Origin of the sequence: Bordetella genomosp. 10 (assembly GCF_002261225.1) — a bacterium.
Classification (GTDB): Bacteria; Pseudomonadota; Gammaproteobacteria; order Burkholderiales; family Burkholderiaceae_B; genus Bordetella_C.
The window spans coordinates 187401-207441 of the sequence record NZ_NEVM01000005.1; the positions used below are offsets into that span (position 1 = coordinate 187401).

Below are 20041 nucleotides of genomic sequence, written 5' to 3' on the forward strand. Positions count from 1 at the left end.
CTGAAAGGAAAATCGGGACCACCGCGGCCCGCCCGGGCCGCCGACATTTCGCCATGTGGTGTGGGTTAGACGGCCATCATACCCGGCAGGCGCGGCCGGGCGTCAACCCGGCCACATGGCGGAAACAGGGGAAACCCTAGCCTGCCGGGGCGCCGCCAGCGCGCCGGCGGCGCGCGGCCGGGCCCGCGTGCCCGGGAAGATAGACGCGATCGGCGCGGCCACGCGTGTCAATTTGGGGCAACTCGTCACGAAATTGTCATCCTGGCCGGCTATTGGTGTCGCCGGCGATCGCCATCCGGCGCGCGCGTGATTTCCTGGCTATTGCTTCCTCATGACCCTGCCTGCCGCCCAAAGCCGGCTGCTTTCCCTCTCCGCCGGCCCGGGCGGATTGATATGCGCCTTCCGTTTCCAGCCCGATACGTCCCCCACCCGCCTGACCTGGACCGAAGTCCAGAACGCGCCGCCCCCGGAATCCGGCGCTTTCCACTGGATACACTACACGCCAAGACCGCGGATAGCCGCATCCAGGACTGGCTGGAGCACGGGGCGGACGTGCCGGAAGAGGCCCGCGCCTTTCTCGCCGGCCGCGACACCCGCCCCTGCCTGCACGTGTCGGAGGACGGCGTGCACGGCCTGCTGGTGGATCTCAAGATGGACGCTGAAGCCGACGAAGCGGAAAAAGGCGTCCTGCACTTCTTCATGAACGACGGCCTGTTGATCACGGTGCGCACGCGCGCGCTGCAATCCACCGACCGCCTGCGCCGCCGCGTCGAGGACGGTTGCAGCTATGGCTGCACCACCGCCCTGCTGGGCGATCTCCTGGAGTGCCTGGCCGAGGGCTATGCCGCGCGCCTGGAACTGCTGACCGACGAGGTCGACGACATCGAGACCTCGGTCCTGTCCGACCGCCGCGAGCGCGACCGCGGCGCCTTGAGCGCGGTGCGGCGGCAACTGGCCGAACTGCGCCGCCAGATCCACCCGGAGCGCCACATGCTGGGACGTCTGCCCGCCATGCGCCATGCCTGGGCCGAGCCGGAGGCGCTGGACCACCTGGCCCAGGGCGTCGACACGCTCGGCCACCTGGCCGCCTCCATCGACTCGCTGTACGAACGCGCCAAGCTGCTACAGGAAGAGATCGCGGCGCAGATGTCGGAGGAAATGAACCGCAACCTGCTGGTGCTGTCGGTGCTGACCGCCATGCTGATGCCCGCCACGCTGCTGTCGGGCGTCTTCGGCATGAACGTGGCCGACCTGCCGGGCTTACAGACGCCCGGGGCGTTCTGGTGGATCCTCGGCGGGATGGTGGCGCTGGGGCTGGCGACGCTGGTGTTCCTGAAGCGCCTGCGGCTCTGGTGAAACGCCGGGCGGGGAGCCTGTGCGCGGTCTGCAACAAAAACCAAAACGAAAATTAACGAACATGGATTCGTGTCTTTCATTTTCGTTTTTGTTGTTTTATGATCGTTTTCATGACGCTCAATCCCCGTCAATCGGCCCTCATCGACGCCGTCCGCGAAAGCGGCGCCATCACCATCGAAGCCCTGGCCCAGCGCTTCGGCGTCACGCTGCAAACCGTGCGGCGCGACGTCAACCTGCTGGCCCAGGAAGGCCTGCTGGCGCGCTTTCACGGCGGCGTCCGCATCGAGGCCTCGACCACCGAGAACATCGCCTACCAGCAGCGCCAGGCCCTGCATGCCGAGGCCAAGCGCCGCATCGGCCTGGCGGTGGCGCGCCACATCCCGGAAGGCTGCTCGCTGATCCTGAACCTCGGCACGACCACCGAGGCCGTGGCGCGCGCGCTGACGCAGCACCGCGGCCTGCGCGTCATCACCAACAACCTCAACGTCGCCGACATCCTGTCCGCCAACCCGGACTGCGAAATCATCATCGCCGGCGGCACGATGCGCGCGGGCGACCGCGGCATCATTGGCGAGGCCACCATCGAGTTCATCCGCCGCTTCAAGGTGGACATCGGCGTCATCTGCATTTCGGGACTCGAAGCCGACGGCACGCTGCGCGACTACGACCTGCGTGAAGTCAGCGTGGCGCGCGCCATCATGGCGCAGTCGCGCGAGGTCTGGCTGGCCGCCGACAACAGCAAGTACCAGCGCCAGGCCCTCGTGGAGCTGGCCAATATTTCCCAGGTCCACCGCTTCTACACCGACCTGCCCCCGCAAGCGCCGCTCGCGCGCGTGATCAAGCAGGCCGGCGTGCGCTGCGAACTCGCCAGCGCGCCGGCCGATGCCGTCGCCTCCGCATCCTCCTCCGCTCCCGCTTCCGCGGAGGCCCACGCCCATCCCGCCCAGCCATGAATCCCAACCCCAAGCCCCTCGTTCCTCCCTCGCGCGAGCGCATCCTGGCGCAGTTGGACTCGGTCGAGCCCTGGGACGTCATCGTCATCGGCGGGGGCGCCACCGGCCTGGGCACGGCGGTGGACGCGGCGGCGCGCGGCTATCGCACCCTGCTGGTCGAGGGCGAGGACTTCGCCAAGGGCACGTCGAGCAAGGCCACCAAGCTGGTGCACGGCGGCGTGCGCTACCTGGCCCAGGGCAATATCAGCCTGGTGCGCGAGGCCCTGCACGAACGCGGCCTGCTGGCGCGCAACGCCCCGCACGTGGTGTGGCCGCTGGGTTTCGTGGTGCCGGCCTACGGCCTGCTGGACCAGCCCTTCTACGGCATCGGCCTGAAGATGTACGACATGCTGGCCGGCCGCCTGAACCTGCAATCGAGCCGCCTGCTGTCGCGCCGCGCCACGCTGGCCGAGGCGCCGACGCTGGCGCCCAGCGTCGGCGGCCGCGCGCTGCGCGGCGCCGTGCGCTATTTCGACGGCCAGTTCGACGATGCGCGCCTGGCCGTCAGCCTGATGCGCACCCTGTTCGACTTCGGCGGCCTGGCGCTGAACTATCTGCGCGTGACCGGCCTGTCGCGCAGCAAGGACAAGATAGACGGCGTCATCGCGCGCGACCGCCTGAACGGCGCCGAACTGATGCTGCGCGCCCGCTGCGTCATCAACGCCACCGGCGTATGGGTCGACGAGGTGCGCCAGATGGAGGACCGCAAGGCCCCCGCGATGGTGGCGCCCAGCCAGGGCGTGCACCTGACCCTGCCGCGCGACTTCCTGCCCGGCAACCGCGCCATCCTCATCCCCAAGACCGACGACGGGCGCGTGCTGTTCGTGGTGCCCTGGAACGGCCACACCATCGTCGGCACCACCGACACCGCGCGCCAGGACCTGCCGCTGGAGCCCGACGCGGCGCGCGAGGACGTCGATTTCATCCTGGCCACGGCCGGCCGCTATCTGAACCGCCAGCCCACCCGCGCCGACGTCACCAGCGTGTGGGCCGGCCTGCGGCCGCTGGTCAAGGCCACCGGCGTGGGCAATACCAAGTCGCTGTCGCGCGAGCACACCATCCTGGTGTCCGCCGGCGGGCTGATCACCGTGACCGGCGGCAAGTGGACCACCTACCGCCGCATGGCGCAGGACGTGATGGACACGGTGCTGCGCGAGCAGATGCTGCCGTACGCGCCCGGCCAGACCCAGAACCTGCCCCTGCACGGCGCGGGCGGCATGATGCCGGCCGAGGGCGCGCCCCTGTCCACGGACGCCTACTACGGCGCCGACCTGCCGGCCCTGCGCGCCCTGCCCGGCGCCGACCGCATGCTGGTGGCGGCCAGCGGCCTGACGGAGGCGCACGTGCGCTACGCTGCGCGCTGCGAGCTGGCGCGCAGCGTCGAGGACGTCCTGGCGCGGCGCAACCGCGCGCTGTTCCTCGACAGCCGTGCGGCGCTGGACGCCGCGCCGGAAGTCGCGCGCGTCCTGGCCGACGAACTGCATCGCGACGAAACCTGGCAGAGCAAGACCCTGCAGGCCTTCGCCGTCACGGCCGCGCAGTACCAGTTGGACTAGCTTGCGGACGGCGGGCGGCCAGGAAGCCGCCCGTCAGCCATCGCGGCGTAGAATCGTCCGGGTTCCGCGGCTTCGGCCGCGCATCTCCTGGAGATATGCGCGATGGCTATACCCAAGATTCCCTTCGGCCGCACCGGCCTGAAAGTCTCCCGCCTGGCGTTGGGCACCATGACCTTCGGTCTTCAGACCGACGAGTCCGTCGCCAAGCGCATCCTCGACAGGGCCGCCGAAGGCGGCATCAACTTCCTCGACACCGCCGACGTCTATCCGCTGGGCGGCACCCTGGACACCGTCGGCCGCACCGAGGAAATCGTCGGGCGCTGGCTACAGGGGCGGCGCCAGCATTACATCGTCGCCACCAAGGCGGTCGGCGTGACGGGTCCCAACGATTGGGACAAGGGTGCCTCGCGCAAGCATCTGCTGGAGGCCATCGATCATTCCCTCAAGCGCCTGGGAACGGACTACGTCGACCTCTATCAACTGCACTCGGACGACGAGTCCACGCCGCTGGACGAGACCATCGAGGCGCTGGACGTCATCGTGAAGTCGGGCCGGGCGCGCTATGTGGGGGTGTCGAATTTCCTCGCCTGGCGCCTGGCCACCGCGCTGGGCCGCGCGGACTTCCTGCGGCTGACGCGCTTCGTCAGCGTGCAGCCGCGCTACAGCCTGCTGTTCCGCGAGATCGAGCGCGAATTGCTGCCGCTGTGCCAGGCCGAGGGCCTCGCCGTCATTCCCTACAACCCCTTGGCCGGCGGCATGCTGACGGGCAAGCACAAGGGCGGCGCGCCCACGCCGGGCACGCGGTTCACGCTGGGCACGGCCGCCGGGCGCTACCAGGACCGTTATTGGAACGAACGCGCGTTCGAGTCCGTGACGCAACTGGGCAAGCTGGCCGACCAGGCCGGCGTGTCCCTGACGCGGCTGGCGCTGGCCTGGGTCCTGGCCAATCCGGCCATCACCGCGCCGCTGCTGGGCGCCAGCAAGCCGGAGCAACTGGACGAAACCCTGGCCGCGGCGGACTACAAGCTGGACGCGGACCTGAAGGCCGAACTGGACAAGCTGACGCACGAATACCGCTACGGGGATTCGGTCAGGTAGGCGCCGGCTCAGTGCGATGAAACATACTCGGAGGCGGCGTGCGCGGGCGGCACGGCGAAGCTGGCCCGCATGCGCCGCGTCTCCGCCGCCGGCGTGCGCCCGAACAGGCGCTTGAACTCGCGATTGAACTGCGACGGGCTGGCATAGCCGACCGCATGGCAGGCGGCCTCCACCGTCATCCCCTGGCGCACCATCAACAGCCGCGCCTGGTGCAGGCGTATCGATTTCACGTACTGCATGGGCGAAGTGCGCGTGATCGCCTTGAAATGGCCATGGAAGCCGGGCACGCTCATGCCGGCTTCACTGGCCAGCGCGGCCAGGTCGAGGTCCCGAGCGTAGTGGGCGTGTATGTAGCGCAGCGCGCGGCCTACCTTGCCGAACCTTCCCTGCATGGCCAGGGCCGCCCGCAGCGCATCGCCCTGCGAACCGGTCAGGACGCGGAAATACAGTTCCCGCAGCAGCGCGGGCCCGAGCACCGCCGCGTCGAGCGGACGGTTCATGGCTTCGAGAAAGCGCAATACCGAGCCGCGCAGGCCGGCATCCATGGGACTGGAGATCATGCCGCGCGGCGTATCGTCGCGCGCGGGCCTGCCGTGCCTGTCGATCTGTATCGTCAACTCGGCGGCCAACTGGAAATCCAGGTGAAGGTAGATCGCGAGCAGCGGATGTTCGGGGGTGGCGTCGGTCTCCATCGTGAACGGAACGGGAACCGCCACGGCCAGGTAGTGCTGCTCGTCGTAGAGATAGACCTGGTCGCCGAAGTAGCCGCGCTTGCGGCCCTGGCAGACGATGACGATGCCGGGGTCGTAGAGCACCGGCGTGCGGGACAGCGGGCGATCCGATCGCAGGATGCGGACGCCGGGGAGCGAGGTGAGGTTGTAGCCCTCCTCCGGCGCCAGCGCGCGCAGCAGCGCCGCCATGCGCGGCTGGGCGGCGGCGGATCGCCGCGTCGGCGCGGCGCGTTTTCCCGGGATCGGTTCCATCATTTATAGAATCAGGCAGGAATAATATAAAAATACGCCTTAAAGGGCCGGCTGCTGCTGAATATTATGCATGTTCCCTATGCATGAAAAAAGCGGAGATCAGCATGAGCACGGACAAGACCCTCCTCATTACCGGCGTCAGCAGCGGCCTGGGCCGCGCCCTCGCGCAACAGGCCCTGGCCGCCGGGCATCGCGTCATCGGCACCGTGCGCGACGAGCGCGCCAGAACGGCGTTCGAGGCCCTGGCGCCGGGCGCGGCGACAGGCCGCCTGCTCGACGTGACGGACGACGCGGCCGTGGCCGGCGTCGTCGCCGGCATCGAGGCGGACATCGGACCGATCGACGTCCTGGTCAACAACGCCGGCTACGGCCATGAGGGCGTCATGGAGGAATCGCCGCTGCGCGAAATGCGGCGGCAGTTCGACGTCAACGTATTCGGCGCCGTCGCCATGATGAAGGCGGTGCTGCCGGCGATGCGCGCACGCCGCCGCGGGCATATCCTCAACATCACGTCGATGGGCGGCTACATCACCATGCCGGGAATCGCCTACTACTGCGGCAGCAAGTTCGCGCTGGAAGGCATCTCCGAGGCCCTGGGCAAGGAGGTGCGGCCCCTGGGCATCGCCGTCACCGCCGTCGCGCCGGGCTCCTTCCGCACGGACTGGGCGGGACGCTCCATGGTGCGGACGCCCCGCGCCATCGCCGACTACGACGCGCTGTTCGATCCCGTGCGCAAGGCGCGCGAGGAGAAGAGCGGCAAGCAGTTGGGCGATCCGGCCAAGGCCGCGCGCGCCATGCTCGCCGCCATCGACAGCGCCAATCCGCCCGCCCACCTGCTGTTGGGCAGCGACGCGCTGGCCCTGGTCCGCGGCAAGCTGGCGGACCTCGCCGGGGAGATCGACGCCTGGGAGGAAGTCAGCCGGTCGACGGACGGCTGAGGGTGGCGATACCCGCGCGGTGCGCGGACCGCCCGCCGCGAAAGCGCGACGCCTGCGTCATGCTCGGTGCGCGGCGGCACGCCCCCGAACCGTGCATCGCGGCGCGCGGTGGGTTAAGGTAGCGCTTCCGTTTTTGCATCCCCGCGCCATGGAAGTCCACGATCGACTACGCGCCCTGCTCGATGAACAGGGCATCCCCTACAAACTGCTGCAACACGCCGCCGAGGGGCGGTCGGAGGCGGTGGCCGCGATACGCGGGACCGCCGTCGGACAGGGCGCCAAGGCCCTGGTCTGCCGCGTCAGGATTTCGTCCACCAAGCGCGCCCACGTGCTCGCGGTGTTCCCGGCCGACCGCCAGGCCAACCTCGACGCCATCGCCCAGGCCTGCGGCGGCAAGAAGGCCTCCCTGGCCACGCGCGACCTGGCGCGCGAGCTGACCGGCTGCGAGATCGGCGCCATCCCGCCCTTCACGTTCAATCCCGAGCTGGAGCTGCTGGTCGACAGCACGCTGGGCCAGCGCTACGAGGAAATCGTCTTCAACGCGGGCCGGCTGGACGCCTCCATCCTGATGCGGGCCGACGATTACCTGCGGCTGGTCGCGCCGCGCACCGCGCCGTTCTCCTCGGAAGCCGCCCCGGTCCCATGTGCCTAGCCGTCCTCGCCCTGCATGAACTGCCCCACCTGCCGGTGCTGATCGCCGCGAATCGCGACGAATACCATGCCCGTCCCACCGCGGCCGCCGCCCCCTGGGACGACGGCTCGGGCATCGTGGCGGGCCGCGACCTGAAATCCGGCGGCACCTGGATGGGGATGACGCGCGGCGGCCGCTATGCGCTGGTCACCAATTTCCGCGATCCCATGCGCGTGCTGCCGGACGCGCCCTCGCGCGGCGACCTCGTGGGCGATTTCCTGCGCGGCGGCGAGACGCCCGCGGCCTACGCGGCACGCGTCGACGAGCGCGGCGCGCGCTACAACGGCTACAACCTGATCGTCGGCGATCTCACCGGCGCCTGGTATTGCAGCAACCGCGGCGCGCCGGCGCGCGCCCTGCCGCCCGGCATCTACGCCCTGTCCAACCATCTGCTCGATACGCCCTGGCCCAAGCTGGCGCGCACCAAGGCCGCCTTCACGCGGCTGCTGCGGGAAAAGCCGCAGCCCGACATCGAAGGGCTGCTGCAAGCCCTGGCCGACCGCTCGGTCGCCGCCGACGCCGAACTGCCCAGCACCGGCCTCAGCCTGGAACGCGAGCGTTTCCTCAGCAGCCCCTTCATCGTCGACCCCGTCTACGGCACGCGCAGCTCCAGCGTGCTCGCCATCGGCGAACGGGAATGCCGCCTGTACGAACGGCGCTTCGGTCCCGACGGGAACGCCATGGGCGAAGCAGACCTGCGCTGTCCCCTGCGCGCCACGGCCTGACGCGGCGCGGCTGCCGCCCTGCATCCGCTTTATCCGGCTTCATCCCGCTTCATCTGCCAATCACATCAAAAATTCAAATGTATATGTATAGAAAAATATTGATTGTTTGAATATATCGCCGCACGTAGCCTACGCAACTAAGCCAGATCGAGAACAGCGGAGGCATCGGGCAGGGCAAATGAATGAATACGTAGACTACATAATCGTCGGCTCGGGCCCGGCGGGCTCCGTCATCGCGAAGCGGCTGAGCGAACAGACCCATCGCAGCATCTGCGTCCTCGAAGCCGGCTGCGAGGACAAGGACTTCTTCATCCGCGTCCCCGCGGGCTTCGTCAAGACCCTCTACGGCGGAAAGATCACCTGGAACTACCAGACCGTCCCCGCGCCCGCCACCCACAACCGCAAGATCGCCATGCCGCAGGGCCGCGTCGTCGGCGGCTCCAGCTCCGTCAACGGCCTGGTCTACTCCCGCGGCCAGCGCGAAGACTTCGACGACTGGGAAAAAATGGGCAACCCCGGCTGGGGCTATGCCGACGTCCTGCCCTACTTCAAGCGTTCCGAACGCCGCGTGGGACCGTGCGACCCCGCCTTCCGCGGCGTGGCCGGCGAACTCCCCATCACCGACCCGGACTGGACCTCCCCGCTATGCGACGCCTTCATCAAGGGCTGCGAGGAATTCGGCATTCCCGGCAATCCCGACTACAACGGCGCGGAGCAACTGGGCACGGGCTATTTCCAGCGCTATATCTACCGCAACAAGCGCGTCAACTGCGCCGACGCCTTCCTGCGCCCCGCCCTGCGGACCGGACGCGTGCGCCTGAAGGCCGACGCCACCGTCACGGAAATCCTGTTCGACGGCAAGCGCGCCATCGGCGTGAAGTATCTGCACGGCGGCACGACGCACACGCTCTATGCCAACCAGCAGGTCATCATCAGCGCGGGCGCCGTCAATTCGCCGAAGCTCCTGCAGCTCTCCGGCATCGGCCCGCAAGACCTGCTGGCGCAGCACGGCATCGCCGTGAAGCAGGCCATGCCCGGCGTCGGCGCGAACTTCCGCGACCACTACACCGTGCGCAGCATTTCGCGCGCCAGGTCGGTGACCACGCTCAACGAACTGTCCAAGGGCTGGCGCCTGGGCCGCGAAATAGTCCGCTGGTTCATGGGCAAGCCCAGCATCCTCAGCCTGAGCCCGTCGATGGTGCACGTCTTCTGGAAGACCCGCTACAGCCCGGCGCGCGGCGACATCCAGGTTCTTTTCACGCCGGCCAGCTACAAGGCCGGCAGCAACTACGTGCTGGACGACCTGCCCGGCATGAGCACCGGCGCGCGCCAGCAGCGGCCGGAGAGCAGCGGCTACGTCCGCATCCAGTCGAAGGATCCGCTGGCCGCGCCGCTGGTCCAGCCGAATTTCCTCGGCCACGAACTGGACCAGCGCACCGTCGTCGAGGCGCTGAAGCTAGCCCGCCAACTGATGTCGTCCTCCCCGATGGCGCCGTATCTCGTGCAGGAACTGCAACCGGGCAAGGACGTCGCCAGCGACGACGAATGGCTGGACTACGCGCGCCAGAAAGGCACCACCGGCTACCACATGGTCGGCACCTGCAAGATGGGCCCGCGCGAAGACCCCATGGCGGTGGTCGATGCCCGGCTGCGCGTCCACGGCCTGGAGAACCTGCGCATCGCGGATGCGTCCGTCATGCCGCAGGTGCCGTCGGCCAATACCCTCGCGGCCAGCCTGATGGTCGGCGAGAAAGCCGCCGACATGATCCTGGCGAACTGAATATAAATACCGAGACCCGCATACCGATTACTGGAGATAAGCAATGTCCGCCCCCTCCCCCGAGATCCTGAAATCCGTTTCCACGCTGAGCCTGATCGCCGGCGAGCGCGTCGACAGCGGCGCTGCCTTCACGGTCCATGACCGCTATTCGGGCGCGCCCATCGCGCGGGTCGACCAGACCTCGCAGGCGCATATCCGGCAAGCCGTCGCCACCGCGCGCCGCAACCTGAAGAAAGTACCCGACGGCTACGAGCGCGCGCGCATCCTGCGCAAGGCCGTGGACATCATCCAGTCCCGCAAGCAGGATTTCGTCGACGTCATGGCGCTGGAGGCGGGCTTCACGCCGGCCGAAAGCGGCAACGAAATCGCCCGCGGCCTGGACACGCTGGAACTCTCGGCCGAGGAAGCCAAGCGGATCTGCGGCGAAATGATCCCGATGGACAGCAATCCCGGCCAGAAGGACCGCATCGCCTTCACGCTGCGCACCCCCGTCGGCGTCGTCTGCGCGATCACGCCCTTCAACGCCCCGTTCAACGCGCTGCTGCACAAGATCGCGCCGGCCATCGCCGCCGGCAATGCCGTGATCGTCAAGCCGTCGGGCTATACCCCGCTGACCGCCAGCCTCATCTGCGACGTCCTGCTGCAGGCGGGCTGGCCCGGCGAGCTGCTGTCCCTGGTCCATGGCGAAGGCGCCGAGGCCGGCGAATGGCTGCTGGACGAACAGGGCATCGATTTCTACACCTTCACCGGCAGCACCCGCGTCGGCCGCATCATCCAGCAGAAGGCCGGACGCCGGCGCACGCAATTGGAACTGGGCAGCATCGCCGCCACCGTGATCTGCGCGGACGCCGACATCGAGCTGGCGCTGCCGCGCATCCTGCGCGCCACCTTCCGCAAGGCCGGCCAGGTCTGCACCTCCATCCAGCGCCTGTACGTGGCGCAGTCGCGCATCGAGGAAGTGACGGCCCGCCTGGAAGCCGCCACCCGCGCGCTCAAGAGCGGCGACCCGCGCGCCGCCGGCATCGACGTCGGTCCGATGATCGCCGAGAAGGAGGCCATGCGCGCCGAATCGTGGATCAACGAAGCGGTGTCCATGGGCGCGCGCATCGTCACGGGCGGCAAGCGCGATAAATCCGTGCTGGAGCCGACCATCCTCGCCGACGTGCGCGAAGGAATGAAGGTGGTCGACCAGGAGATCTTCGCGCCGGTCCTCACCCTGCTGCCCTTCCAGCACGTCAACGAAGTCGTCGACAGCATCAACGCCACGCCCTACGGCCTGGCCACGGGCGTCTTCACCAATGACGTGAATACCGCCTTCTACATGGCGCGCCAGTTGCGCGTCGGCGGCCTGCACGTCAACGAAACCTCCAGCTCGCGCAACGACGGCATGCCCTACGGCGGCGTCAAGGACAGCGGCTACGGCTTCGAAGGGCCGAAGTACGCCATCCGCGACATGACCGACGAGAAAGTCGTCACGATCTCGCTGCGCGATCCCGCCTGATCGTCCCGGACCGTCCGGAAAGGAAAGACCCGGCGCGCCGGCCTCGCCCATCGCGCCACCCGATAAAAACACAACATAGAGACAGGCCACCCGCGGCGGACAACCGCCCGACGGCGCCGCGGGCCGCCGACCACGACACCGAATCGAACGAGAAACGCGCCCCCGTGCGGGCGCGGTGGCGGCGGCTTGCCGTTGAAAACGCCGCACCGAAACGCCCGCGATGCCCACGCATCGGATATCGACCATCAATCAACCCTCCCGTTTTCGGGACGTTCAATTTTCTGGAGACAAAACATGAAGGCCAAGGAGATCATCAAGAAACGTTCGGCGCGCCTTTTGGGGGCCGGCGCCCTTGCGCTGGGGCTCGCGCTGGGCGCCGCCGCGCACGCGGGCAGCTATCCGGAGCGGCCCATCAGCCTGGTCGTTCCCTATACCGCCGGCGGCGCGACGGACGTCCTGGCGCGCACCATCGCCGACAATCTGTCCAAGGAGCTGAAACAGCCCATCATCGTCGAGAACTATCCCGGCGCCGGCGGCACCGTGGGCCAATCCCGCGTCGCCCGCGGCACCACCGACGGGTATACGCTGCTGCTCGGCAACGTCGGCACGCTGGCCGCCAACGCCTCGGTCTACAAGAGCCTGCCCTACGACGTGCTCAAGGATTTCACCCCGCTCGCCTCGGTCGGCGACGCGCCGCAGGTGCTGTCGGTGCGCGCGAACTTCCCGGCGTCGAACTTCGACGAATTCGCCGCCTACGCCAAGGCCAACGCGGCGAAGATGAATTTCGGCGACGCGGGGATCGGCTCCGGCGCCTTCCTGGGCGGCATGCTGCTGAACGCGACGCTGGGCATCAACGTGACGCCGGTGCACTATCGCGGCGCGGCGCAAGCCACCTCCGACGTCATGGCGGGGCAGATCGACTACACCGTGGAAAGCAGCAGCACCGCGGTGGGCTCCATCGCCACCGGCAAGATCAAGGGGCTGATGGTCCTGAGCAAGGAACGGGTCGGCGTGCTGCCCGACGTCCCCGCCGCCAGCGAGACCTCGCACAAGAACCTGGAGTACGTGATCTGGAACATGATGCTGGTGAAGAAAGGCGTGCCGGAGGACGTGGTCGAGAAGCTCAACGCGGCCATCAACAAGACGCTTACCCAACCGGACCTGCTGGACCGCTACAAGCAGATGGGCGTGACGGTTCCCAGCGCCGACCATCGCAGCACGGCGGGCGCGCGCAAGCTGCTGGCCGACGAGGTGGCGCGCTGGCACAAGCTGCTCGCCGACGCGGGCGTCAAGCCGGAATAATTCAGCGGAAGGTCGAGATCGTCCTGGCCAGGTTCACGAGCTTGCGGATGACGGTCTGGCTCTGGTCCATACCCCAGGCGGCGTTGAACGGCAGGCGGGGAAACGCGGGCGCGTCGCGCAGGATCACCAGTTCGCCGCGCTTGAGCTCCGCCTCGACCAGCGGATAGGTCATCAAGCCGACGCCGGTGCCGCAGCAGATCAACTGCTTCAGGGTCAGGATGTTGCTGCAGATGTCGACCTTGATCCGCAGATTGTGGTCCTTGATGACCTTCATCAGCAGCGGATACATGGGCGATTCCTTGGACAGCGACCAGACCGGCCGGCTGCGCAGCGCGTCCAGCCAGGCCGCCTCGGAATACTCCCCCTGCCGGCCAACCAGGTCGGGCGAGCCCACCAGCAGCACGTCGACGACGCCGATCGGCTCCACGTGGAAGCGGTCCGACGTCAGCGAGGGCGTGGCCATGAAGACCAGGTCCAGATGCCCCGCTTCCAGCTTGCTGACGCTGAGCGAGGTCTGGCCGACCTCGACGTCGAAGCTCAATTGCGGCATGGCGGCGCGCGCGGCCGTGATGAACTGGGAGAACCACGTCTGCCCGATCAGGCCGGCGATGCCCAGGCAGATCAGGCCCGAGGCGTGCGAGGCGTCGTCCAGGGAGTAGATGACGTCGTCGATGGCGGCCAGCAGGGGCTTGATCTGCTGGACCAGTTCGCGCCCCTGCGTGGTCAGGTCCATCTTGCGGCCGCGCTTGTGGAATACCGGGAACCCCAGCCGGCCCTCCAGCTCGCGCATGCGCGCCGAGACGGTGGGCTGCGTGGTGTACATGTGATCGGCGGCCGCCTGGAAGCTTCCCAGTTGCGCGATGTGGCACAGGGTCTGGAGATGCACGATATTGATTTTTGCCATATTTCCCTGCCGCCGCAAAAAAGAGATCGATGCGCGCCAAGCATGAATTTTGCCCGAAGTGAAGCCTAGGATAGCGCCCACCCCAGGCGCGCTTCGCACGCACCCCTCAAGGGGCGACACCGGCGGACCGGAAGGAGGACCCACCCCAGGCGCGCTGCGCGCGCCTCCCCTCAAGGGGCGACACCAGCGGACCGGGGGACCCGGATCCGCGGTGTCCACGATAAGACGTAGGAACCAGGGATGGCTCGGGTATGCCGCTTGCCTCACGGCGGCCGATGCGCGCGATCGGGGTAGAACTTTTTCGGTCGCCGCCTATCGAAGACTGTAGGCGTCACTTGGAGAAAAACCATGAAGCAAGAACCGACTCGCTATCTGACCCGCTCGCAGGCGCACCCCTATCGTCCCCTGATGCTTGCCGCCCTGGCCGGGGCGCTGGTGTGGGCGGCCGGCATGGCCAGCGCGCATGCCGCCCTGCCGGCCACGCAGACGCAAGGCAGCGTCGAATACGTCACGGGCGGCATCGGCCTGGACGAATCGCAGTCCCTGAAGGCCGCGGAGAAAAGCTATCCCCTGTCGCTCCTGTTCGCGCGCAAGCTCGACGGCAAGAACGACTACACCGCGGACGTGAAGGTGGTGATCACCGACGCCAAGGGCGGCACGGTGCTGGACGCCACCAGCGGCGGCCCCTACATGCTGGTGAAGCTGCCGCCGGGCGAATACAAGGTTTCCGCCACGCTGGACGGCGCCGAGCAGACGCGCAAGGTGTCGGTCAAGGGCAACGGCTCGGCCCACGCCGGCTTCGAGTGGAATTCGAAGAGCACTAAATAAAGTACACGTCTCGGCCACGCTCCCGGCCCGGCCGGGAGCCACCGGTCATGCCGCCTGCGGCAAGGCCGGATAGTCCGTATAGCCCTCTTCCGTGCCCGAATAGAACGTCGACGGATTCGGCGCGTTCAGCGGCGCGTTCAACTCGAAGCGCTTGGGCAGGTCCGGGTTGGCGATGAACAGCACCCCGTAGGCCACGGCGTCGGCCTCGCCGTCGCGCAGCACGGTCTCGCCCGTGGCTTGCGTGAAGCCGTCGTTGGCGAACACCACGCCGCCGAACTCGCGCTTGAGCTGCGGCAGCAGGCGGGTTTCGCCCAGGGGTTCGCGGATGCACAGGAACGCCACCTTGCGTCGCCCCATTTCGCGCGCCACGTAGCCGAAGGTCGCGGCGGGATCCGAATCGCTGATCGAATGCGCCTTGCCTTGCGGCGACAAATGCACGCCCACGCGATCCGCGCCCCAGACGTCGATGCACGCGTCGGTCGCTTCCAGCAGCAGCCGCGCGCGGTTTTCGATGGAGCCGCCGTAGGCGTCGTCGCGCCGGTTGGTGCTGTCCTCCAGGAACTGGTCCAGCAGATAGCCGTTGGCGCCGTGCAGCTCCACGCCGTCGAAGCCGGCGCGCCTGGCGTTTTCCGCGCCCTTGCGGTAGGCCGCCACGACGCCCGGGATTTCGTCCAGGCGCAGCGCGCGCGGCGTCACGTAGGGACGCTTGGGCCGCAGCGCGCTCACATGCCCTTCGGCCGCGATGGCGCTGGGCGCCACGGGCAGTTCGCCGTCGAGCAGGCTGGGATCGGAGATGCGGCCCACGTGCCAGAGTTGCAGGACGATGCGCCCGCCGTGCCGGTGCACGGCATCGGTCACCTTCTTCCAGCCTTCGACCTGTTCGTCCGACCAGATGCCCGGGGTGTTGGGGTAACCCACGCCCTGCGGCGTCACCGAGGTCGCCTCGGTGATGATGAGCCCCGCCGACGCGCGCTGCGTGTAGTACTCGACCATGCGTTCGGTGGGAACGCGGCCGGGGCCGGCCTGCATGCGCGTCAACGGCGCCATGACGACCCGGTTGGGCAGGGTCAGCCCGCCGACGCGCAGGGAAGACGAAAACGTGGTCATGAAAGAAAATCCTTTACGCAAAAAAGATGCGTCGATTCTAAAGAATGCCGATGGGAAAAATTGGACGGCCCGGGCGACAACAGTTTTCGGCGCCGTATGTCGCCGGCGTCCTAGGTTGTGAGCGCCTTAGGTTGCCGACGCCTCAGGCTGTCGACGCCTTATGTTTGTCTGCGCCCTACTCCTCGCCCACCCGCCCGCGGAGTTGCTTGACGCGCCCATGCGTCACCTTGCGCTGCACGCGCCGCTGCTGCGACGCGCGCGTGGGCCGCGTGGCCTTGCGCGGCTTGACCGGCCGCGCCGCCTGCCGCAGCAGGGCCACCAGCCGCTCCAGCGCCTCGGCGCGGTTCTTCTCCTGGCTGCGGTGGACCTGCGCCTTGATGACCACCACGCCGTCCTTGCTGATGCGCCGGTCGCCCGAGGCCAGCACGGCCGCCTTGAGGTCTTCCGGCAGCGAGGACGCGCGCACGTCGAAACGCATATGCACCGCGCTGGACACCTTGTTGACGTTCTGGCCGCCCGCGCCCTGCGCGCGGATCATGTCGAATTCGACTTCGCGCTCGTCCAGCGCGGCATGTTCGTGGATGGGAATCATGGGCGCAGTCTACTATTCCACAACCCGGAAGCCCATAAGGTTGCTGCCGCCCGCGCTTGAAATCGCCGATACACTGCCCCAGTTAACGTAGATACCGCGTATCAAGGAAACCTCATGACCGCCCTGTCGGACGTCCCCTTTTCCGTCCTCGACCTGGCCCCCATCGCGCAGAATCGCACCGCCGCGGACGCATTCCGCAACACGGTCGAACTGGCGCAGCACGTCGAACGCTGGGGCTACAACCGTTTCTGGCTGGCCGAGCACCACAACATCAACGGCATCGCCAGCAGCGCGACGGCCGTCCTCATCGGCCACGTGGCCGCGCATACGAAGACCATTCGCGTGGGCTCGGGCGGCGTGATGCTGCCCAATCACGCGCCGCTGATCATCGCGGAGCAATTCGGCACGCTGGAGACCCTGTATCCCGGCCGCATCGACCTGGGCCTGGGCCGCGCGCCCGGCAGCGACGGCCTGACCCAGCGCGCATTGCGCCGCGATCCGCGCAGCGGCCTCGAATTCCCGGAGCTGCTGGAGGAATTGCGGGCGTTCTTGCGGCCGGCGCATCCGACCCAGGCGGTGCGCGCCATTCCGGGCGAAGGACTGGACATTCCCATCTGGCTGCTGGGGTCGAGCGACTTCAGCGCCCGCCTGGCCGCCCAACTGGGGCTGCCGTTCTCCTTCGCCGGCCATTTTTCGCCCGAAGGCATCGCCGCGATGCGCCTCTATCGCCAATTGTTCCGGCCTTCGCCGACGCTCCAGCGCCCCTATTCGATGATAGGCGTGCCGGTCATCGCCGCTGATACCGACGAGCAGGCGCGCCGCCAGGCCACCACGCAGCAGCAGAAATTCCTCTCCCTGGTGCGCGGCAACCGCCTGCAACTGCAGCCGCCGGTCGACGACATGGACCAGCGCTGGAACGAATGGGAGCGCGCCGCCGTCGAGCAGAAGCTGGCCGCGTCCATCGTCGGCGGCCCGGAGAAGGTCAAGCGCGAACTGGAGGCCCTGGTCGCCCGCACCGAGGCCGACGAGGTGATGATCGTGTCGGATTTCTACGATCCCAAGGACCGGCTGCGCTCGTACGAAATCGTCGCCTCGCTGAAACAGGCGCCCGCGCCCGGGGAGACGGCGACGGCGGGCGCGCCGGTTGCTGGCGAAGCGAGTTGATAAATCGGGTCCCGCCCCCACCTACCCTGAAGAGCGGGCAAAAGGCAGGCAGCGCGCCGCGCGGCGTTTGCCGCGCCATCGATGAACCCGGACGCCCCCCGCGTCCGGGCGACCGTTTTTCTACCCAGGCCCTGGCCCGTGGTCCACGCAGGCATCATCGGACACCGGTCTCGGCTGCAAGCCGCCGCCAATGCGGCAAGGATGTGTCAAATGAGCGTAGTGGAAATGAACAAGGACTCCTTCCAGGAAGCCGTGAAGGGCGACGGTACGGTGATCGTCGACTTCTGGGCGCCCTGGTGCGGCCCCTGCCGCGGCTTCGCGCCGGTGTTCGAGAAAGCCGCCGAGGGCCATCCGGACGTCACCTTCGCCAAGGTCAACACCGACGTCGAGCAGGAACTGGCGGGCGCGCTGAACATCCGCTCCATCCCCACGCTGATGGTGTTCCGCGAGCAGGTATTGCTGTTCTCGCAGCCGGGCGCGCTGTCGCCGGGCCAGTTGGAAGAGCTGCTGACCAAGGTCAAGGCGCTGGACATGGAGAAGGTGCACCAGGAAATCGCCACCGCCCAGGCCCAGGCCGGCGAGCAGCAGGCGTAAGCATGGCGGCGGTGGGCGGCACATGTCCGCCCCCGTCCCATCGCCCCATATAGGGTTCTTTGGCGGTTTCCCGACGCCGCCTCCCGGCGCCTCCTCCAGTGCTTCTTCAGGCCCCGCCTGTTTGCTGATCCAGCGCCAATACGCTGCGTCCGCGCGTCGCGTCGGTGATGGCCTGCGCCAGTTCGGCCGCCGCCGCGCGCGGAATGTCCAGCGTCAGCGTCGCGCCCTCGGCGTCGAAATCCTCCGCCACGATGGCCGCGCCGGCGGCCGCCAGCCGCGACTGCAACCATTGCAGATCGGCGTAGACGCAATGGCAACTGGCCCGCACGGTCTGGACGATCTCCACCCGCGGCGCCAGCCGCAGGCAGTTGGCGGCGCACCCGCCATAGGCCCGCACCAATCCGCCCGTCCCCAGCTTGATGCCGCCGAACCAGCGGATCACCAGCACGGCCACGCGGTCGCATTGCTGGCCGTCGATGGCCTGCAGGATGGGCCGTCCGGCGCTGCCACCCGGCTCGCCGTCGTCGTTGAAGCGGTAGTGGTCGCCCACCCGGTAGGCCCAGCAGTTGTGCGTGGCGTCGGGATCGCTATGGCCGGCGATGAAGGCCATGGCCGCCTGCGCGTCGCCGACGGGCGCCGCCAGCGCCAGGAAAACGCTCTTCTTGATCGTTTCCCGGTATTCGGCGGGCTGCGACAGCGTCGTGGCCATCAGGCGGACCCGGCGCGGCGCGCGGCCTTCAGCAAGAGCACGATGATGCCGATGGACAGCAAGGACGCCAGCGCCGCCAGCAGGAAGATCGAGGCATAGCCGTAGGACGCCACCGCCAGTCCCACCACCGGGCCGGTGATGCCCAGCGACAGGTCCAGGAAGACGGAATACGCGCCCAGCGCCGCGCCGCGATTGCCCGCCGGCACGCGCGCCACCGCCTCCACGCCCAGCGCCGGGAACACCAGCGAAAAACCGAAACCGGTCAGCGCCGCCCCCGCCAGCGCGAAGCCGGGCAAGGGCGCCAGCCACAGGCACAGCAGCCCCAGCACTTCCACCGCGATGGAGCAGATGGCGACGCGGAAGCCGCCGAAGCGCGGAATCGTGTTGGCCAGCAGCAGGCGCGCGCCGATGAAGGCGCAGCCGAACACGCTCAACGCCAGCGCCGCGCCGTCCCACTGGAAGGAAGCGTAGTAAAGGGTGATGAAGGTGGCGATGGAGCCGAAGCCCACCGACGCCAGGCCCAGCGACAGGCCATGCGGCAGCACCTGCGCCATCACGTGCTTGAACGCCATGCGCGCGCCGCCCACCACCGCCACCGGCGCGCGCGGCGCCGCCAGCGCGATGCCGAACAGGCCCACGCCCAGCACGGCCGCGCCGACCGCGCCCATGCTCAGGTGCGTCTGCAGCACCACGCCCAGCGGCGCGCCTATCGCCAGGGCGCCGTAGGTGCAGATGCCGCTCCAGGAAATCACGCGGCCGGTATGGGCCGCGCCGACCTTGCCTATCCCCCACGTCAGGCCGCCCGTGCCGACCCAGCTTTCGCCGAAACCCAGGACCAGGCGTCCCACCAGCAGCGCAATCAGGCTGACGGTGGGCGACCGCTCAAAGGCGTAGGCCATCAAGAGGAATACCCCGCTGGCGGCGCAGGCCGCCAGGCCCACCAGCACCGTCTTGCGGGGACCGACGCTGTCGGACATGCGGCCGGCATGCGACCGGCTCAACAGCGTGGCCAGGTACTGGATGCTGATCACCAGGCCCGCCAGCACCGAGCCGTAGCCCAGTTCGTTGTGCACGTACCCGGGCAATACCGCCATGGGCAGGCCCACGGTCAGGTAGCCGAGGAAATTGAACAGCAGGATGGAAAGAATCTGCCCGGTCACCTTCAGGGAACCGGGCGCCGCCGACGATGCGCGTGGCGCGCCAGGAGAAGCCATGGTGCGA

The 20041-nt window shown here is 68.2% G+C and carries 19 protein-coding genes; 13 read left to right on the plus strand and 6 right to left on the minus strand.

Annotated elements, in window-relative coordinates; translation table 11 throughout:
- Positions 1–552 precede the first annotated feature (552 nt).
- From CAL29_RS17040 to CAL29_RS17055, 4 genes are all read left to right on the plus strand, one after another.
- Positions 553–1356: a CorA family divalent cation transporter gene (locus CAL29_RS17040; RefSeq protein WP_373559785.1), complete on the plus strand. Its 804-nt coding sequence runs from the start codon at positions 553–555 to the stop codon at positions 1354–1356.
- 110 nt (positions 1357–1466) lie between these two features.
- A complete protein-coding gene (locus CAL29_RS17045; RefSeq protein ID WP_094856703.1) occupies positions 1467–2309 on the plus strand; it encodes a DeoR/GlpR family DNA-binding transcription regulator in 843 nt (280 codons plus the stop codon).
- The gene (locus tag CAL29_RS17050; protein WP_094854282.1) at positions 2306–3904 is read left to right on the plus strand and encodes a glycerol-3-phosphate dehydrogenase/oxidase; all 1599 of its coding nucleotides are present in this window, start codon (positions 2306–2308) and stop codon (positions 3902–3904) included. The genes CAL29_RS17045 and CAL29_RS17050 overlap by 4 nt, the downstream gene beginning before the upstream one ends.
- 102 nt (positions 3905–4006) lie before the next feature.
- Positions 4007–5002: an aldo/keto reductase gene (locus CAL29_RS17055; RefSeq protein ID WP_094854283.1), complete on the plus strand. Its 996-nt coding sequence runs from the start codon at positions 4007–4009 to the stop codon at positions 5000–5002.
- Between the two features lie 8 nt (positions 5003–5010).
- Here CAL29_RS17055 and CAL29_RS17060 read toward each other — a convergent pair whose 3' ends face one another.
- Entirely contained in the window at positions 5011–5922 is a 912-nt protein-coding gene (locus tag CAL29_RS17060; RefSeq protein WP_218831920.1) for an AraC family transcriptional regulator, read from the minus strand.
- A 167-nt stretch (positions 5923–6089) separates the two neighbouring features.
- Here CAL29_RS17060 and CAL29_RS17065 point away from each other — a divergent pair, with 167 nt between their 5' ends.
- The 6 genes from CAL29_RS17065 (at position 6090) to CAL29_RS17090 (ending at position 12922) form a co-directional block, all read left to right on the plus strand.
- The gene (locus tag CAL29_RS17065) at positions 6090–6923 is read left to right on the plus strand and encodes an oxidoreductase (protein ID WP_094854284.1); all 834 of its coding nucleotides are present in this window, start codon (positions 6090–6092) and stop codon (positions 6921–6923) included.
- A gap of 148 nt (positions 6924–7071) precedes the next feature.
- On the plus strand, positions 7072–7575 hold the full coding sequence (locus CAL29_RS17070; protein ID WP_094854285.1) for a YbaK/prolyl-tRNA synthetase associated domain-containing protein: 504 nt from the start codon (positions 7072–7074) through the stop codon (positions 7573–7575).
- Positions 7566–8339: an NRDE family protein gene (locus tag CAL29_RS17075; RefSeq protein WP_094854286.1), complete on the plus strand. Its 774-nt coding sequence runs from the start codon at positions 7566–7568 to the stop codon at positions 8337–8339. The genes CAL29_RS17070 and CAL29_RS17075 overlap by 10 nt, the downstream gene beginning before the upstream one ends.
- Positions 8340–8517: 178 nt before the next feature.
- Positions 8518–10119: a GMC family oxidoreductase gene (locus tag CAL29_RS17080; protein WP_094854287.1), complete on the plus strand. Its 1602-nt coding sequence runs from the start codon at positions 8518–8520 to the stop codon at positions 10117–10119.
- A 43-nt stretch (positions 10120–10162) separates the two neighbouring features.
- Complete coding sequence (locus CAL29_RS17085) at positions 10163–11620, plus strand: aldehyde dehydrogenase family protein (RefSeq protein WP_094854288.1); 1458 nt, start codon at positions 10163–10165, stop codon at positions 11618–11620.
- A 294-nt stretch (positions 11621–11914) separates the two neighbouring features.
- Complete coding sequence (locus CAL29_RS17090) at positions 11915–12922, plus strand: Bug family tripartite tricarboxylate transporter substrate binding protein (protein WP_094854289.1); 1008 nt, start codon at positions 11915–11917, stop codon at positions 12920–12922.
- A 1-nt stretch (position 12923) separates the two neighbouring features.
- Here CAL29_RS17090 and CAL29_RS17095 read toward each other — a convergent pair whose 3' ends face one another.
- Entirely contained in the window at positions 12924–13826 is a 903-nt protein-coding gene (locus tag CAL29_RS17095; RefSeq protein WP_094854290.1) for a LysR family transcriptional regulator, read from the minus strand.
- A gap of 348 nt (positions 13827–14174) precedes the next feature.
- On the opposite strand from CAL29_RS17095, the gene CAL29_RS17100 reads away from it, so the two are divergent.
- A complete protein-coding gene (locus CAL29_RS17100) occupies positions 14175–14654 on the plus strand; it encodes a carboxypeptidase-like regulatory domain-containing protein (protein ID WP_094854291.1) in 480 nt (159 codons plus the stop codon).
- A 45-nt stretch (positions 14655–14699) separates the two neighbouring features.
- On the opposite strand, the gene CAL29_RS17105 is transcribed toward CAL29_RS17100, so the two are convergent.
- A complete protein-coding gene (locus CAL29_RS17105; RefSeq protein ID WP_094854292.1) occupies positions 14700–15761 on the minus strand; it encodes an alkene reductase in 1062 nt (353 codons plus the stop codon).
- 175 nt (positions 15762–15936) lie between these two features.
- On the minus strand, positions 15937–16353 hold the full coding sequence (arfB, locus tag CAL29_RS17110) for an alternative ribosome rescue aminoacyl-tRNA hydrolase ArfB (protein WP_094854293.1): 417 nt from the start codon (positions 16351–16353) through the stop codon (positions 15937–15939).
- A gap of 114 nt (positions 16354–16467) precedes the next feature.
- Between arfB and CAL29_RS17115 the strand changes: the two genes are divergently transcribed.
- Together CAL29_RS17115 and trxA are read left to right on the plus strand one after the other, a co-directional pair.
- The gene (locus CAL29_RS17115; RefSeq protein ID WP_094854294.1) at positions 16468–17517 is read left to right on the plus strand and encodes an LLM class flavin-dependent oxidoreductase; all 1050 of its coding nucleotides are present in this window, start codon (positions 16468–16470) and stop codon (positions 17515–17517) included.
- Between the two features lie 210 nt (positions 17518–17727).
- Positions 17728–18111, plus strand: coding sequence for a thioredoxin (gene trxA, locus CAL29_RS17120; RefSeq protein ID WP_094854295.1), 384 nt, complete (start codon positions 17728–17730; stop codon positions 18109–18111).
- Positions 18112–18217: 106 nt separating this feature from the next.
- Here trxA and CAL29_RS17125 read toward each other — a convergent pair whose 3' ends face one another.
- Positions 18218–18820: an IMPACT family protein gene (locus CAL29_RS17125; RefSeq protein WP_094854296.1), complete on the minus strand. Its 603-nt coding sequence runs from the start codon at positions 18818–18820 to the stop codon at positions 18218–18220.
- A complete protein-coding gene (locus CAL29_RS17130; protein WP_094854297.1) occupies positions 18820–20034 on the minus strand; it encodes an MFS transporter in 1215 nt (404 codons plus the stop codon). Before CAL29_RS17130 ends, CAL29_RS17125 begins: the two co-directional genes overlap by 1 nt.
- Between the last annotated feature and the right edge of the window lie 7 nt (positions 20035–20041).